We start from the raw sequence: 16,098 nt of genomic DNA, 5'->3' as shown, positions 1-16,098 counted from the left end.
ACGGTGGTGATAACAAAGGTAGATCTCAGTGTTTTCGGGGATAAGAAGTGCGAAGATGTGACTTTCGGTAGTAAAAAAAATCAGGTTAGCTGGGTATTTTAGAATATAATTTACGCCATTTGTCGTTTAATGCAAGGTCCTGCCTAGAGTAAGGTTGCTCTATAGGGCGCGTTATTTGATGTCTGACAGGAGTAGGGCTGAATAAAACCAACCCTAATGTCGCTTTTTGTCATTTAAAAGGCTGTGAGAAAAGAGACTCCTACGACGCCGACGGCGAGTCCATTTTTCATCTGACGGCGAAAATCTATCCCCTCTTCATTGATTCCTTGTAACCGCAATAGACGAAATTTATGGTAACTGCGCAGTTGTTCGGACAGCGGAATCACTTGTTGACAGTCTGCGCCCAGTTGCTGTGAGTGATATTCAGGCAATTGATACCAAGGCATCATGGGGCGTATGTGGTGCGCATTGTGGTAGCAAAAGTTTAGAACCAGCAGGTTTAGCCACGGGAAACGACGAGAAATCAGATTGGAAAACGTATGTTGCAACTCATAGTCGGCATCACCACGATGAGGGGCCACATAGGTTTTATCTTGCAAGTTAAGAAGGCTGTCATAATTATGCTGAAACGCATCCATAAAACGCAGGACTTGCATCAATATCAGTTGTGCCAGGCCGTAGCCCACAACGGCCAGTGGGGCGATACAACCGGCAGCGAATAACAGACCACCACGTACGACGATTAGCCTCAGAGCACGCGTGCGCTGAGCTTCCATATCAGGGAATAGCCAGGGCCCCAGCATTAACATCACATGCATCAGGATCTCGACAGCGGGGATATGAAAATACTCCAGACAGGATATCAGACGGGTTAATTTAGGGTGTCTAGCAAGAAAAGCCTGTAAGTCGAAACTCAATAAGTCGGCATTATCGCCGTGATGCCTAACGTGCTTTATACGCAACGCAGAGAAAGTGCCATAGCAGCTACCCGTGATCCAGCCAAGGCATTTGCCCAGCCACTCGTTTTGGCTTGGTGTGCGTAAGAGTGAGCGATGGGCACATTCATGAATCAGATAGGCGGCGATGATCATGCTGTGGGCGACGAACATGGTTCCACTGAAAAACGCAAGAATGCCCGTTGCGGTCGCCAGGCTGCTGGTGAGTAGCAGTAGCCAGCCGCAACTGTAGGTTAACAGCACATAGGCGATCGCAGAGCTGTTCCAGCGAGCGTCGCGGCTGTTGCGAAAGAACTTCAAAGAGGGGGGTTGGTGTCTACTCGTCTTCATTCGCGATTCTCCACTGATTGAACGTATCACGTAGATACTTGGCCATCCAGAGGTTGATCATCTTGAGTTCCGCGACAGGGGCATTGGTAAAGGGCAAGGTGTGCAGGTAGCCGTCGGGACCGAATTCTGGTGTCATAGTGACAAACGCTTGCTGTCGCATCATCGCGTTTTCCCAAATTTGCTGCCACCACTGTGTATGGCTCGCCAAGGCCTGTGCGTGCTCTGGGGCGCCGGGGTGTGTTACTTGCGGTCCCTGGTCGTAGCCAACTCGGCCATGAATGTGGTGGGTACGTGGAAATATCTGCTCAAAGACGTCTTGTTCTTCCAACAGGCGTTCACAGACCACGCACCAATGACTCAAGTCGCAGGTAAATCTCAGTTCCGGCAGTTTGAGAGAGATATCTCTGGTTGCCCAAGGATTATAGAGCGAACGGCTGCGGTGGGTTTCAAAACTTGCGCTGACGCCCAATGAGTCCAACAATTGTTGTGCCTCAGAAAAGAACGCAAGCTGTTGCTCAAACGGCCAGGCATCACAGCCGGTGATGCAGTTGGCGTGTAGTGCTCCTAAGGATTTGCCGGTTGCAAAGGCTGAGGCGAGTTCATCCAGATGTTGTGACGGGGAAGCTGCGCGATTGGGCACATAGCCACCTCCGGTGGCGATTTCCTGGATCCATAACAGGCCCTCCGACTCAAGCGTTTGTTGCAGCTGGCTCTGCTCGCGGTCTGAGTGTGGGGCTGGGGCTTCAATTCCGTCAAACCCGGATGACTTCGCGAAAGTCGCCGCGTCGCTTAGTGAGGCGGATTCTCCCCAAAGGGAGTAAAACAATTTGAGTTCCAACGCGGGTCAACCTCGACGTTTCGGCGTTAATCGGCTTCCCATACCTGTTGTGCAGGAAGTATGTGTGTATAATATACATGTAAAATTGCATGTATCAAGGGGTGTTTGTTGCTGGCTTTGTCGTTGTGACACAATGAGCCTCCCATTTTTAAGGCATTCCAGACGTGTCCAGTGATGAAAAATCCCTGCGCCAGGAGCGATTTATTACCGCGTTGATGAGCGTTGATGAGTTGTGGTCCGAGGTGTTCAGCAGCAGCCTGTTTTATGATCTGAATTATTACGATCTTTTCACACGCATGTGGTTACAGAGGGATAGGGCGCTGCGCAAAACAGAGCTGTATGTGTTTATGCCTCATTCCAGTCATCGCACCGCTGTTAAATATGTGCAGCAGGCGATCGATCATGGTTTTCTGGTCGAAGAGGTTGATCCCTCCGATGCCCGTGCCAAGCTGATACGCATTGCCGATGAAACTCGCCGACGCATGGAGACGTTTATCGAGCGATCTATCGAATTGTTTGAGTCAGAAAATTCTGACTGAACCTACGTCGCTTTTTTCATTTAATAATTTCCTTGGAGCTGTCATGTTGGATCTAAATCGATATTTGCAGCGCATAGGCTTTTCCGGAGAGTTAAATGCTGACGTTGCCAGTTTAAAGGCATTGCATCAGGCTCACGTGACATCTATCCCTTTCGAGAATATCGACGTACTGCTGGGACGAGGCATCGATACCTCTCTGGACTCGATACAAAAGAAATTGGTCGATAATCGGCGTGGTGGTTATTGCTTTGAACAAAATACATTGTTCCGCGCTGTTTTGGTGAATCTGGGACTGCCGGTGGAATCTCTACTGGCGCGTGTTCTCTGGCAGCGTCCTGCCGATACACCTGTGCCGCCGGCAAACCACATGGTTCTACGTGTTGTTATCGCTGGGGAGCCATGGCTGGTCGATGTTGGTTTTGGAGGTCAGACGCTGAGGTGGCCGGTGCGATTTACCGAGAATATTGAGCAGGACCAATTTGGTGAATGTTACCGTTTGCTGTCCGCAGTTGATGATGTTTGGACGTTGCAAACTAAGCTGGATGGCGAGTGGGCATCGATGTACGAGGTCGACTTGCGGGCGCGACCTGAGATCGACTTCGAGGTAGCCAACTGGTACACCTCGACCCATCCGGATTCCAAATTTACATTGATGTTAACTGCAGCAAGGGCGACATTGGGCTGTCGCTATGGATTGCGAAATAGTCGCCTTTCGGTTCGTCAACCTGGGCGATCGGCAGAACAAAAGAATCTAACGATTGATGAGCTGTGCGAAGTTCTGGCTAGTTCTTTTGGGTTGCCGGTGGAGCTTGAGTGGCGTTCTGTACTCGAAAAATTTTTGGTTGCAGATAACTAGCAGGCATAAAAAAGGCGCCGTATGGCGCCTTTCCAATCATTCAGCGTTTGCCGATTAAATTTCTTTCAGCATACGCTCAACAGCGCCTTCGCCACTGGTGAAGGACTGATCACTCCAGATGTAGGCCCAGTCGCCGTAACGTCCACAGTATTCGATATTGTGGGCGCGCAGGAAGCTGTGGATGGCTTCGACCGCTTTGGGACGGTCATGATCAAAAATGACCTGGGCGTAAGGGGCTACCCAAGAGCGTTCAAAGCAGACATCTTCTTCTTTTTCCAGCAGACCAATTTTAATTAAGTCGCGGATGGTCTGTTTGGCACCTTCTTCCGGTGTAATATCCATCGGGCGGTACTTGTCTGAGAAATAGAGCTCCGCTTGAACGGCACAGCAGCCCTCTGGGACGGTTTTCGGTGAAAATTTGTGAGGGAAGCTCAGACGGGTAAAGCAGATATCCTGGTCGTAAATGTAGGTCCAGTAGGACTTTGTGATTTCGGGTTTTTTAATGCCTAGGTTCACAACAATACATTTTGTACAGGATAAGCCCGCAGCCGCTTTCACCAGATCCTCAGGTGCACCTTTAATGCGTGGCACTAGCATATCCAGCGGCATGGAACTGATCAGGTGGTTGTAGGGGATTTCTTCTTTCCCGTTGATGGTAAAGGTTTTCTTTAACACATCAATTTCTGTCACTTCGGAGTCGAAGCGGAGTGGAGCAACCGTGGTGGTTTCGCTGAGGAAGTTGGCAAATCCCTTTTTGTTCGGGTAGCGAGACGTTGGAATATAGTGGCGGTTTGGTGATTCCGACGATAGCATGCCGTAGATAACTTCTTCCAGCTCTGGCTGATAGAGGCGCGGCCCCAGCCAGTCGGTGGTCATGTCTTTCGCCTGACAGGTGTGGTATTTGATGGTGTATTCCATTGGGAATTCACGGGCGTAAGTTTCACCGTAGGCGCAGATCAACCATTCCTCATAGTTTTTGAAGGTGCGGCTATCGTCGCGCTTGTAAATAGCGTCGGTGATTTCCATCAAAATCTTAGTGTTTAAGTCGGCGGGCAGGCCGTGCATGCTTGTAATTGCAGGGTGCTGAATCCAGTGGCCGTGCCAGTAGTTATCAACGTAGGGGTAAAAGTCGTTGATGTCGTTGCCGGCATTCTCTCCAAAAATCTTTTTTACGCGCTCATCTTTGGTAAAAGAGATGTGCGGACCGTCATCGAAAATGAAGCCTTCCTCGAATTCAAAGGTGGCACAGTGACCACCAAAGTAGCTGTTTTTTTCGAGGATTGTCGTGTCGACGCCGTGTTCTTTTAGCTTGCGAGCGGCGCCGTATCCGGCGGGGCCCGACCCGATGACATAGACGTCTTTAAGATTTGACATGTTGTTTGCTCCATTCAATCGTTTGCTGCAGACCATCTTGTAAACTGAAAGAAGGCTGCCAATCAGTAACCTGTGCGACCTTGTCCATTTTGGCAAAGACGTAGCGATTGCCGGAAACTTCGGGGTAACGCACGGTCAGTAAATCTTCGCGGTCCAGGCTGGTCGCGATGGTGTGTCCTATTTCGCCAAGGCTTGAGAGTTGGCCGGAGCCAATGTTAAACACACCGGATTGACCTTTTGTGAAAAGGTCCAGCATCAAGCCGCCGACGTCTCTCGCATGGAGGAAATCCCGGTAAATACCACCGTTATTAACGACGGCTTCTTTGCCTTGAATCAAATTGTAAACAATCGACGCGACCAGACGCCTTTCATCTTCAAAGGGGCCGTACATAAAAAATGGTCTGGCCCAAAGGCACTGCATATCGTTGCTTTCGCAGAATGTGAGGGCAAATTCCTGCAGAATATTCTTGCAGCCGCCGTAGAGGTTGGAGCGAGTGGTCGGTGTTAGCTGCTCGTCGCAGCCGCCGGTTTCCCAGGCGTACTGCACGCATGAGCCTGCCACGCATATCGCGTTGCCGCCGTGATGATGGAAATCCCGAATCAACTGCATGCTGGCCGCCAGCCAGTCAAAGTTGGCGGGCAAGTTATAGTTGCTGGGTTCCATCCCCCACGCCAAGTGGAACAGCTTGTCAGCTTTGACTTTGGCGACAGCGGCGCGAGTGGCGTCTGGGTCGAGTAGGTTGCAGGTGATGACTTCGACCCCTTCCAGGGTGACATCATCGCGAGACGTCAGCAGGCTGACATCATAGTGCTGGCGCAGCAGCGGTAGCGTATTCCGCCCTATAAATCCGGTGCCTCCGGTCAGCAGTAATTTTTCCATGGCCGATTCTCTCTGGCGTACGTCGATGAGTTATTGGTTAAAGGTCGCTTCGTCAAAATCCGCGTGGGCGATGTCTTTGTCGGAAAATACATCGACACTGACCGGCCAGTCGATAGCAAACGCGGGATCGTTGAATCTTAAGCCGCGTTCGGCGTTCGGCGTGTAGAACTGAGTCACTGGGTAGTAGACCTCACAGTGGTCCTCTAGGGTGACAAAACCGTGGGCGAAATTTTCCGGCACATAAACCATTTTGTAATTGTCGGCGGTCAACTCTGTGCCAACCCATTCTTTAAAGGTCGGTGAGTCGGGTCGCAGGTCGATAATCACGTCAAAAATTCGTCCGCGAGTGCAGCGAATAAACTTGGTTTCTTGGTAGGGATCAACCTGATAATGCATGCCACGGATCGTTCCCTTTTTTTCTGTGAAAGAGGTGTTGATCTGGCAGATATTGGGGTTGAGGCCGTGTTCGCGAAATTCTTCGGCGCACCAGGAGCGTCCGAAAAAGCCACGATGATCGCCGATCTGTTTAATTTCTACGATGAAAGCGCCTTTCAAGCGGGTTTCGGTAAATTTCACGGTGCTGATGTCTCGTCTGTATCTGAGTGTCTGCCGGAAACGGTGGAAAAACTTATGTTGGGGGTGTGTCTGGCAGGCGGAAGTGAAAAAGGTTGGGTCGTGATGATATTTGAAGCAATCCGCTGATGGGGGCGCCCCATCAGCGTGAGCGTGTCGGTCTTACGACCAGACTTTCCAAGGCGCTTCATTGGATTCCCAAAGGCCTTCCAGCACTTGTTTGTCGCGCAGAGTATCCATGGGTTGCCAGAAACCACTGTGTTTGTAAGCAGAGAGTTTGCCGTCGCGGGCCAGCTGCTGAAGAGGCTCTGCTTCCCAGGTGGTCAGGTCGCCTTCGATATAGTCAATGGCTTTGGGGTCGACAACGAAGTAGCCGCCGTTGATCCAGGCGCCATCACCTGTCGGTTTTTCATGGAAACTGTTGATTTTGGTTTGACTACCAGCGAGGGAAATCGCGCCAAAGCGACCGGGAGGTTGCACAGCCGTCAACGTCACCAGACTGTCCTGTGATTTGTGGAAATTCAGGAGTTCTGTAACATTAATGTCGCTGACGCCATCACCGTAGGTGAAACAGAAGGGCTCATCTTTAACGAACTCCCGTACCCGCCGTAGGCGCCCGCCGGTCAGGGATTTTTCTCCCGTATCGACCAGGGTAACCTTCCAGGGTTCAGCTTTCTGGTTGTGGACTTCCATGCTGTTATTTTCCATGTCAAACGTAATGTCTGAGCGGCGCAGGAAGTAGTTGCTGAAAAATTCTTTAATGATAAAACCTTTGTAACCACAGCAGATCACAAATTCGTTGATCCCGTGGTGTGAGTAGGTTTTCATGATGTGCCAGAGTATTGGCATGCCGCCAATTTCAACCATTGGCTTGGGCTTGACGGTGGTTTCTTCGCTGAGGCGCGTTCCCAGCCCACCGGCCAGAATAACTGCTTTCATGGGGGTCCCTGTCTAGTCTATTGAAGGTCACATTCAATAAATTTGAGTGTAATACACTTCCGTCAAAATGACAGAAGCTCGGCCAGCCGTGGCCGGGGTAAAATGTCACATGGAGAGAGTTGGGTGAGGCAACGCAACACGAGAGCAGAATATCTGCAGTGTCCATCCATGGTGAGAGACGTGTATCCTACCTGCTTTGGAACCGGGAGTTAAGTTCAGCTAACCGAATTGGCCGAATTGATGGCTAAACCGAAGGTTTTTTGCGGTGCATGCTTCCCTCTGAACCCCCCAAACCGGAACCCCGTATTCTTCTGACAGTCTGGAGAGTCTTTACTGATGCGTATTCTTGCTCTTACCTTGGTTATTCTGCTCAGCGGTTGTGCCACCGCAATTGATGGTTCTCGTTATTGGGAGTCGGAGCCCGAGTTTTCCCTGTCGGACTTCTTCTCTGGACCGGTTAAAGGATGGGGGATTGTTCAGAATCGATCCGGAAACGTTATTCAGCGCTTCACCGTAGACATTGTGCCCCGAGGCGACAGCAAGGCGTTGATTCTCGACGAAACCTTTCACTATGAGTACGGCAGTGGTGTGCGTCAGCGTACTTGGCGCATCACGTCAGATGGCCAGTTCAGGCTGCAAGGTGTCGCCGGTGATGTTGTTGATGTGGCGTCTGGGACAATCCACGGCAGTGCCTTGCAGTGGGAATATCAAATGGAAGTTCCCACGGCCAACGGCAAAACCTACGTGATTTCCTTTAATGACTGGATGTGGCAGTTCGCCGATGGCAAAACTTTGGTCAATCGCTCCTACCTGAAAAAGTTTGGCTTCCCCGTTGGTGAAGTGACCCTCTTTATGCAGAGACAGAGTTCGGTAAAAAGTTCTCCCGCGGGTTGAGGGCCTTTGGGTAACCCTGGCCAACTCACCCCGGAAGTCACCATTGAATGTCAGAAAAACAGGGCATATATCAGTGCCGCGTAGAGGGCGTACTGCACGGTGTAATAGAGCGGGCGATTAAACGCTTTTAGTCGTTTACCCGCTTTGCGGATCTGGTAGATGCCGCCGAAGGCTTTGTTCAGCACGCCAACTCGGTCACCATCGGTATTCCGGGTTGCGGTTGCCGCCATCACCGTGCGGGAGAACAGGTTGTTAAACGCATCGACCAGGCTTAGCTTTACTGGGCGTTTTATGTCCAAAAATAGAATGATTCGATCTTTGTCTGTCTGGTTTTCTGCATAGTGAATGTAGGTCTCGTCAAACATCACGGCTTCGCCGTCCCGCCAACTGTATTTTTCTCCGTCCACATCGATAAAGCAGCGGTCATCTTGCGGCGTTGATAAGCCCAGGTAGTAACGCAAAGACCCGGCAAAAGGATCTCTGTGTTTCACCAGACGCGCTCCGGGAGGCAGCATGGCAAACATGGCGCCTTTGATCGAAGGAATGCTTTTGATCAACGCTAATGTTTGGGGGCAATGCTGGCGCGCAGAACCCAGGTCACTTCCATACCATTTTAAATAAAAGCGTTTCCAGCCGGTTTTAAAAAAAGAATTAAAGCCAAGGTCGTCCAGTTTTTCTGATGCCCGTATGGCAGACGCGCCATGTAGGGCCAGAGCTTCGTCACGAATTATCTGCCAGTTATCTTGTAGCGTCTGCAATTCAGGGAACTGTGTCAGGCTAAGATACGGGGTGTTCGGAACTTTTGATGTGCTGTAAAAAAGACAGTTGATTGGTGCCAGTACATTGGCGTGGTCCGTAATTCTGCGGGTCAGTTTTTTGTGTTTTAGACGTCCTCTTGATTGGGTGTAAACCGCGCAGGCCATATAAGCGGAGAGGATCCAGGCTCCCATAACTATTCACCATAAGAAAAAAGGGCGTATGGTCACTTAAAGCTTGTCGAAATAACAAACCCGTTAACAAAGACTGATAAATGCTTACAGAGATTTGTGTTCGCGTGGAATTTTTGCTCAATTTGCCCACTTACCCAGAGCGACTCGATCATTCTTCGGCACTAAAAGTGATTTCATCACAGAAGTGACCGGCATTTTTCAACTTTTCTTTCACGCAAATAAGATTACGATCTACACTGAAGGCAAGAAGCCAGGGTATTGCTTAGTGCCAATGTGATTGGTAACACATCCCTGAGTTTTCTGGCGTACAGGACGTTTTGGGTGAGTGCCTGTACGTATCCATCTCTAACGAGGGGGGTGATCATGCAACTGTGGCCTGATACAAAAGTCTTAGGTGTTGGCGGTTCGAATCTTGGAAGTTTGCGGCGGCTCTCTTGTGAAGATCCGCAATTGCTGGATTTTTTCAGTGGTGTTTCTTCTCAAGGTGCGACAGACCGCGAGAGGCTTTGGGTAGCAGATTCGCAAGAGTGTCGGCAATTTGCCGTGTTGCACTCGTCCTCAAATTACTTTTTGCATCGTATTCATTTTCCAACGTTTCCTCGTTCGGGTGACGGCACGATTCGTTTGCTGCCTGATTCCTCGGCGGCCATGGATTGTTGGCTTGATGGTGTGAATTTCTTAGCTGAGGATTGGGCTGTTATTTGGCAGCAGGCTCGCAGAGAATCTCTGGCCTCTGGTGATGGCTGGATGTTCGATCTCACACGGTTCGTCCAATACGCTGAACAAAAAAACCTCGATCCGTTTTTATTATTGGAAAATATTGACCCTGATATTATTCGGGGGGTTGCGCTATCGGCCTGCAGCAATCATCGTCGTCAGCACGGTGAACTGATTCCGGAAACCGTCTGGAGTTTGCTCGACTGTTTGGTCGCCAGGGCCGATGGCATTTTGGGAATGTGCTTCGAACTGCAAAGTGACGCTCAATATTCCGAAGAAGATATCTACTATCAGTTGCGACGCCTAAGAAAGGTTTGGCACCGTTATTGTTTTAACCTGATATCTCGGCGCAGGCGTCTGGCTGCTTGAGCGATCGGCGTATTGTCTGGCGGCTATAGCAAGACAGAAACGGGGCGGCAATGGAGTGAACTCTGTTGCCAACTGCGAAGAAAATCGGGCAATACGGTTGCCGTTACTTCAGGGTGATTTGCCGTTCTTGGGCTGTCGTGCATCAGGATGATGTCTCCTGGGGTGACTTTTTCAAGACGTCTTTTTACCAAATGCGCCTGTCCCCACCTTCCCCAATCAATGGCGCTGCGATTCCACAGTACCGTGCGCATGCCCAGCTGCCGAGCTTCTTTGATCATCACCGGGTTTATACGTCCAAAGGGTGGCCGGAAGAGGCGGGGGCAGGCGCCGGTTATATTCGCAATGGCAAAAAATCCGCGCCTTACTTCCTGCCTGGCTAGCTTCCCATCCAGATTCCAAGGGTGCTTATGGGAATAGGTGTGGCAACCAAGGTCATGACCTTCAGCAAGAATTCGACGCGCCAGTTCTGGGTGTTGTTCGCAGGCACTTCCCAGTACAAAAAAGGTTGCGTGCACACCTTCTGCTCCAAGCGCATCGAGAATTCGTGGCGTAAAATCCGCGCTCGGGCCATCGTCGAAAGTTAGAAAAATACTATCCAACGCACCGGTCGCGCGTCGGATAATTGGGCAGGGACGAATTTGCCACACGGGTTTTACTCCAAAAGGCCTGTGCACGAATGGTGGGTTTGTTAGAGGGAAGTCTCTCCCTCGCTCGCGATTTCCCGCAGGCGGTAGTTAACAACGGAGCTTTTTGCCGTCCGTCTGTCGGGCGCCTCTCTCGCCAGTTTAGCAACAAGAGAGGCAACATGGTTTGCGCTGTCTGGGTTGCCTAACGCGCAGGCGCGTTGTTGCAGTTCATGTAAGATTTCTGGGGAGCGGAAAAGCTTGTCGAGCGTCAAGGGTATCTCGTGAGGCTTTAACAGACGGCCAATTTCATTGGCTTCCAGGAAGTCGAGATTGTGCTTTTCTTGCCCGCCCAGGCAGCAGGTCGCAAAGAAGGGACGTCCACAGGCGAGCGCTTCGCTCACGCTTAAGCCTCCGGGTTTACCAACCACCAGGTCCGCTGCGGCGAGGAGATTCGACATGTTGGTCACCCATTTAAAGACCAGCAGACGATCACTGTGTTGCCGCTGTAAGTCCTCGAGCTCTGCACGGTTTTCACTGTCACCTGCGGTTACCATGACTTGGTAGCTGGCGTCCATCGTGAGCAAGCTGCGGACAGCGTCGACGATTCCTATGCCGTACTGACCGCCGGTGACCAAAAGTGTCGGACGATCAACGGCCAGACCAAGTTGCTTTCTGGCTTGTACTTGAGTGGGGGGATGTTGAAATTCAGGTTCCAGGGGGATTCCCGTTACATGAATTTGGTCACGTTCCACCCCTTGGGCTCGTAGGTGCTGCACCATTTGTTCGGTGGCGACACAATAAATATCGGTTGTTCCTCTCACCCAGACATTTTGCAATCCGAAATCTGTGACGATCGCCAATGTGGGAATTTCTCGAAAATTGTTGCGTTTCTTTAACGCTGACAAGAGGGCTGCCGGATACATTTGCGTTGCGACAATCACATCAGGTTTGATGGCATTGATTTTTTCGCGCATACGCTTCAGCAGTACCGTTCGAATTAATACCAGTAGGCTGACGAGTTGGATCTTCTGCGAAAAGCGATCCTCGGGTAGGCATAGTAGGCGAATTAAACTGTTGATCATGGCTTTATCGAGATCGCCAGATTTCCTCGGTAGCCAACTTTTTTCTTCCGGATACCAGCGGTTTTGATGTTCGCGCAGAAAGTTCTTGATGCCTTCTGCGAGAGGGCTGCGGCCGCTGAGTTGTTGATAGAAATCCGCGTCCATGTCGTAGAGTTTTTGATACCAGTCCGGGTGCTCCCGGGTCATGCGTAGGTAGCCATCACGAACGGCGTCAGCGACTTTCGTGTCCATCAGCGACCAGAGGTCGAGGTAGTGGCACTCTGCCTTTGGCATTTTTTGCTTTAATTCTTCCTCAACGGCTTTGGCCGCTTTGATATGCCCATATCCTAATTGGGATGTCAGGAACAGAATGCGTTCCGGTTTGGCAGTTGAATATTTATGCATGGTAACTTCCTGAATGCATGGGACTCACGGGCAAGCCCCAGTAGGTCTTGGTGGGAATCAACGAGGATTCCCATTTGTAGTTGGGTAATGGTTGGGTGCGACGGCGAGCGCTTTTTTTCTGCGCTGTCGCATCCACCAAAATGGCAGTAGGCTGGCAATAGCGGTGACAGCAATAAGTGCCGTGAAAGGGGTGGATTTCTCTCCAGAGGCGATCAGAAAACGCCCTGCAAATCCCAGGTAAACCAGTAATAAAGTCATGGGGGCACTACCGATCAACGTGCCGAGAACATAGCGCCAATAGCTAATGTGATGTCGGGCGCAGCCGTAGACGTAGTTGTGTAAGTTAAAGGGCACAAGCGGGTTAAGTCTGAGTAGTGCGATAGAGCTCACTCGGTTCTCACTGATTTGATGGAGAAAGCCGTGGCGTGCGTCAGTATGCTTTTGGTTGTTACTCGGCGTTGAGTGATTTCGCCAGGCCTGACAAGTCCTGGAGATTGCAAAGGCTGCCAGAGCGCCCAGGTTTAATCCAAGGAGTGCCAGCAGAGCTCCTTTCCAAAAGCCGAAAAATACTCCAGCCATAATGGCGAAAGGGGACAAGGGGGCCAGGCAAATTACTGCGACACTGTAAAGGAGTACCAGATTGATTTCGCCGTAACTGCCGGAGCTTGATATCGCAGCTTTAATCCACTGTTGCCATTGTTCTGCGGGCACGCCAATCGCCAGAAATAAAAAGACGACAACCCCCAAGGTTATGATCAACCATTTCAGGGATTGGCGATGTACTCGTGCTAAGCGCATGGCTTGTTCTCAAAACGTAAAAAATGTCGATTGTGATCGACGTAATATCGGTCTTCTTCTGCTGACACATGACGACGTAACGTCAAAGTAACGGCCAGAGAAGTCCATTCACATCTCTGACATCCTTCACCGGTTAGCGTCATTTATTGGCTACATTGGCAAGTTGTATTCCAGTCAGTCATCTGAGCGTCAATTTGCGAATGAGTGCTCTATAAAACATCGTTATGTCGAAATAACGAGCGGAAGTTTCTGTTTAGTGACAACAAATGCTTTCGCTAATTCGATTTCAGTTTTCCGATGAGTCCACACTCTCGCCGTTTAAGTCGTTCTTTTCGACGGACAGAAAGGGTGCCTCGTAAAAGCTACAAGGCTGCCTGTAATTGCTGCAAGTTAGCAGCGACTTAGACACATTTGGCCTCATATCGCGGCTATTTCGTGAAGCTTCTTCAGTGCGGCGGATTTAGACACTCAGGTGCGACAAAGTTCCAAGCGGTGATTCTGCGGGCGGTGACCTAAGCGGATCGCCGTCGACTTGAGTGGGGGGAAGGTCAACATCAGACATCAATCTCAGTCGGTGGTTCCCCGGGTTGCTGAGCAAGAGCCGCGGGTGTCGTCCGTTACCCGTTGTATAAAGTAGACGATCGGTCTAATATTGTTTCATGATTCGAGATGCCGATAACCAAAACCCCGCCCCAACTGAGCCTAAGTCCGTCAAAAAGCGGCGTGGGCGTCCCCCTAAAGTCAACGGGCGCAACGCAGATACCCGTGAGCAGTTGCTTCGCTCGGGTCTTGAGATGCTGACTGAAAAGGGCTATGCGGCGACGGGGATTGACGAAATCTTGCGCAGGGTTGGCGTTCCGAAAGGATCTTTTTACCATTATTTTAAGAGTAAAGAAGCCTACGGCCTGGAGCTGCTCGCAAGTTATGAGCGTTTCTTTAATCGCAAGCTGGATTCCTTTTTATTGAACGCCGATGTTGAGCCTCTGCAGCGTTTGGAGAATTTTGGCCACGATGCCTGTACCGGTATTCTTCGCTATGAATTTCGTCGGGGTTGTCTTGTGGGAAACCTTGGTCAAGAACTGGAAGCTTTACCCATTTCAATGAGAGAGCCTCTGCGACAGGTTTTTTCGGCGTGGGAAATACGTGTGCAGCGCTGCTTGGATGACGCTCAAAGACAGGGGCAGTTGAGTGCTAATCTCGATACCGCAGAGGCTGCGTATGTATTCTGGCTGGGCTGGGAAGGTGCGATCATCCGAGCTCGATTGGAGCGCAGTTTGGCGCCAATGCAAACCTTTATGGCGTTTTTTTTACGCAGTCTCAAACGTTAAAAAATTTATCGAAAAATAGACGATCGGTCTAAAAATGGAGGAGATATGTTCAAAGGTGTACTTATTGAAAAACCAGAGTCCGGCTATCAAGCCACATTGACAGATATTGATGAAGCGGGTTTGCCTGAGGGTGATGTTACCGTGGCGGTCGAGTATTCATCACTCAATTACAAAGACGCACTGGCGATTACCGGAAAATCACCGGTAGTTCGTAAATTTCCGATGGTGCCTGGTATTGATCTGGCAGGTACAGTGAGCGACTCCAGTCATCCTGATTTTCCCGTCGGTACGTCAGTGGTGTTGAATGGTTGGGGTGTTGGTGAAACTCATTGGGGTGGATTGGCGCAGAAAGCGAGACTGAAGGGAGAATGGTTGGTGCCTCTGCCTTCTTCGTTCACAAGTCGACAAGCTATGGCCATAGGTACGGCGGGTTATACCGCCATGTTGTGTGTGATGGCACTTGAGGATCACGGCATAAAACCCGGAGATGGCGAGATATTGGTGACGGGGGCTGCGGGCGGTGTCGGCAGCGTTGCATTATCTTTACTCGCTAAACTGGGTTATTCGCCGGTGGCGCTTTCTGGCAGGGCTCAGGAGTCTGACTATTTGAAAGAGCTGGGTGCGACGGACGTTATTGCCAGACAGGAGATGTCGGAGCCTGGCCGTCCTCTTGCCAAAGAGCGATGGGCTGGTGCTATTGATGTCGTTGGTTCTCACGTACTGGCCAACACCTTGGCGTCAACCCGCTACGGCGGAGCGGTAGCCGCGTGTGGATTAGCTGGCGGTATGGATTTGCCTGCGAGTGTTGCGCCTTTCATTTTGCGAGGTGTATCACTGCTCGGTGTAGACAGTGTAATGTGCCCTCAAGAACAGCGCCGACGCGCGTGGCAGCGACTCGAGCAGGATCTGGATATCAACCTTCTGGAGAAATTGACGGAAGAGTTGCCTCTGTCCACAGCCATAGAGCAGGCGGGTGCTTTTCTGGAAGGGCGGGTGCGCGGTCGTTTGGTGGTAGATGTTAATCGCTAAGCAGGAATGAAAGCAGGCTGTCTATTGATTGTTGGCGGCGTTTGACGTCGCTTTTATTGATACAGGTCAGGCGTCAAACACATAGGTACTTTGGGAGGATTGTGGCTTGTTGGTGCCGTTACTAACCTCGACTCAGTGATTAAACAGCCGTCATGTAGGCGGTTTTACTGTTGAGGAAACGAGATGAAACGCAAAACCATCCTTCCCGTGACTATGGGTGCTTTAAGTATGTTTTCAGCAGCGGTACTCGCCGCTGAAAATGAGTCGCAAGATGTAAAAATGATCAACCTGGCTCAACAAAGTGGCTGCGTGACCTGCCATTCAATTGCTGCGGGTGGTGAGGGACCGAATGGATTAAAGCCCATCGGACCTCCCTGGCAACGGGTGGCGGAAAAGTATAAAGGACAAGAGGGCGCATTAGAGTCGCTAACCACGACGGTATTAAATGGTTCCAGCCCTTATAACAGTCACTGGAAAGGTGAAGTGAGTGGATTTGCAATGCCACCCAATTCGGTTGTTCTGGATAAAGCCCAAGCAAAAGAACTGGTTGAGTGGATCCTGCAGCTCGCTGATTCTTGATTGTTCTTTAGATGGCCGCTGATAAACCTTTGGTTTGCGGCGGCATCCTTCTCACTG

17 protein-coding genes are annotated in these 16,098 nt (G+C 50.6%); 7 read left to right on the top strand and 10 right to left on the bottom strand.

Features of this window, described 5'->3' with window-relative positions:
• Positions 1-233 precede the first annotated feature (233 nt).
• A complete protein-coding gene (locus ACXAFR_RS07075) occupies positions 234-1,286 on the bottom strand; it encodes a fatty acid desaturase family protein (RefSeq protein WP_475174439.1) in 1,053 nt (350 codons plus the stop codon).
• Positions 1,273-2,112: a sugar phosphate isomerase/epimerase family protein gene (locus ACXAFR_RS07070; RefSeq protein WP_475174436.1), complete on the bottom strand. Its 840-nt coding sequence runs from the start codon at positions 2,110-2,112 to the stop codon at positions 1,273-1,275. Before ACXAFR_RS07070 ends, ACXAFR_RS07075 begins: the two co-directional genes overlap by 14 nt.
• Positions 2,113-2,288: 176 nt before the next feature.
• On the opposite strand from ACXAFR_RS07070, the gene ACXAFR_RS07065 reads away from it, so the two are divergent.
• Together ACXAFR_RS07065 and ACXAFR_RS07060 are read left to right on the top strand one after the other, a co-directional pair.
• Positions 2,289-2,663, top strand: a complete 375-nt coding sequence (locus tag ACXAFR_RS07065) for a hypothetical protein (protein WP_475174434.1) — start codon at positions 2,289-2,291, stop codon at positions 2,661-2,663.
• Between the two features lie 43 nt (positions 2,664-2,706).
• Positions 2,707-3,519, top strand: coding sequence for an arylamine N-acetyltransferase family protein (locus ACXAFR_RS07060; RefSeq protein ID WP_475174432.1), 813 nt, complete (start codon positions 2,707-2,709; stop codon positions 3,517-3,519).
• Positions 3,520-3,573: 54 nt separating this feature from the next.
• On the opposite strand, the gene ACXAFR_RS07055 is transcribed toward ACXAFR_RS07060, so the two are convergent.
• The 4 genes from ACXAFR_RS07055 to rfbF all read right to left on the bottom strand — a co-directional run bounded on the left by ACXAFR_RS07055 (position 3,574) and on the right by rfbF (position 7,285).
• A complete protein-coding gene (locus ACXAFR_RS07055; RefSeq protein ID WP_475174429.1) occupies positions 3,574-4,893 on the bottom strand; it encodes a protoporphyrinogen/coproporphyrinogen oxidase in 1,320 nt (439 codons plus the stop codon).
• Positions 4,880-5,773 (bottom strand): NAD-dependent epimerase/dehydratase family protein, encoded by an 894-nt coding sequence (locus ACXAFR_RS07050; RefSeq protein WP_475174426.1) that lies wholly within the window; start codon positions 5,771-5,773, stop codon positions 4,880-4,882. The genes ACXAFR_RS07055 and ACXAFR_RS07050 overlap by 14 nt, the downstream gene beginning before the upstream one ends.
• A gap of 30 nt (positions 5,774-5,803) precedes the next feature.
• On the bottom strand, positions 5,804-6,349 hold the full coding sequence (gene rfbC, locus ACXAFR_RS07045; protein ID WP_475174423.1) for a dTDP-4-dehydrorhamnose 3,5-epimerase: 546 nt from the start codon (positions 6,347-6,349) through the stop codon (positions 5,804-5,806).
• A gap of 159 nt (positions 6,350-6,508) precedes the next feature.
• Positions 6,509-7,285 carry a glucose-1-phosphate cytidylyltransferase gene (gene rfbF / locus ACXAFR_RS07040; RefSeq protein WP_475174421.1) on the bottom strand — a complete coding sequence of 259 codons (777 nt, stop codon included), beginning with the start codon at positions 7,283-7,285 and terminating at the stop codon, positions 6,509-6,511.
• 336 nt (positions 7,286-7,621) lie between these two features.
• Here rfbF and ACXAFR_RS07035 point away from each other — a divergent pair, with 336 nt between their 5' ends.
• Positions 7,622-8,179 (top strand): DUF3833 family protein, encoded by a 558-nt coding sequence (locus ACXAFR_RS07035; RefSeq protein WP_475174417.1) that lies wholly within the window; start codon positions 7,622-7,624, stop codon positions 8,177-8,179.
• A gap of 50 nt (positions 8,180-8,229) precedes the next feature.
• On the opposite strand, the gene ACXAFR_RS07030 is transcribed toward ACXAFR_RS07035, so the two are convergent.
• Positions 8,230-9,129, bottom strand: coding sequence for an aspartyl/asparaginyl beta-hydroxylase domain-containing protein (locus ACXAFR_RS07030; protein WP_475174414.1), 900 nt, complete (start codon positions 9,127-9,129; stop codon positions 8,230-8,232).
• 363 nt (positions 9,130-9,492) lie between these two features.
• Between ACXAFR_RS07030 and ACXAFR_RS07025 the strand changes: the two genes are divergently transcribed.
• Complete coding sequence (locus ACXAFR_RS07025; protein WP_475174412.1) at positions 9,493-10,215, top strand: hypothetical protein; 723 nt, start codon at positions 9,493-9,495, stop codon at positions 10,213-10,215.
• Positions 10,216-10,238: 23 nt separating this feature from the next.
• Here the strand turns inward: ACXAFR_RS07025 and ACXAFR_RS07020 are convergent, their stop codons facing one another.
• Genes ACXAFR_RS07020 through ACXAFR_RS07010 form a run of 3 tightly spaced genes read right to left on the bottom strand, consistent with a single transcriptional unit; the run spans position 10,239 to position 13,105 of the window.
• Positions 10,239-10,862 carry a polysaccharide deacetylase family protein gene (locus ACXAFR_RS07020; RefSeq protein ID WP_475174410.1) on the bottom strand — a complete coding sequence of 208 codons (624 nt, stop codon included), beginning with the start codon at positions 10,860-10,862 and terminating at the stop codon, positions 10,239-10,241.
• Between the two features lie 41 nt (positions 10,863-10,903).
• The gene (locus tag ACXAFR_RS07015; protein WP_475174408.1) at positions 10,904-12,307 is read right to left on the bottom strand and encodes an MGDG synthase family glycosyltransferase; all 1,404 of its coding nucleotides are present in this window, start codon (positions 12,305-12,307) and stop codon (positions 10,904-10,906) included.
• 57 nt (positions 12,308-12,364) lie between these two features.
• On the bottom strand, positions 12,365-13,105 hold the full coding sequence (locus ACXAFR_RS07010) for a TVP38/TMEM64 family protein (RefSeq protein WP_475174406.1): 741 nt from the start codon (positions 13,103-13,105) through the stop codon (positions 12,365-12,367).
• 659 nt (positions 13,106-13,764) lie between these two features.
• Between ACXAFR_RS07010 and acuR the strand changes: the two genes are divergently transcribed.
• From acuR to ACXAFR_RS06995, 3 genes are all read left to right on the top strand, one after another.
• Positions 13,765-14,433, top strand: a complete 669-nt coding sequence (gene acuR, locus ACXAFR_RS07005) for an acrylate utilization transcriptional regulator AcuR (RefSeq protein ID WP_475174404.1) — start codon at positions 13,765-13,767, stop codon at positions 14,431-14,433.
• A 45-nt stretch (positions 14,434-14,478) separates the two neighbouring features.
• Complete coding sequence (gene acuI, locus ACXAFR_RS07000; protein ID WP_475174400.1) at positions 14,479-15,462, top strand: acrylyl-CoA reductase (NADPH); 984 nt, start codon at positions 14,479-14,481, stop codon at positions 15,460-15,462.
• Between the two features lie 183 nt (positions 15,463-15,645).
• Positions 15,646-16,041, top strand: coding sequence for a c-type cytochrome (locus tag ACXAFR_RS06995; protein ID WP_475174398.1), 396 nt, complete (start codon positions 15,646-15,648; stop codon positions 16,039-16,041).
• The last annotated feature ends 57 nt before the right edge of the window (positions 16,042-16,098 follow it).

This window comes from Pseudomaricurvus sp. ABR4_320, from assembly GCF_056159445.1.
This window is presented reverse-complemented; position numbering and strand designations above follow the sequence as displayed.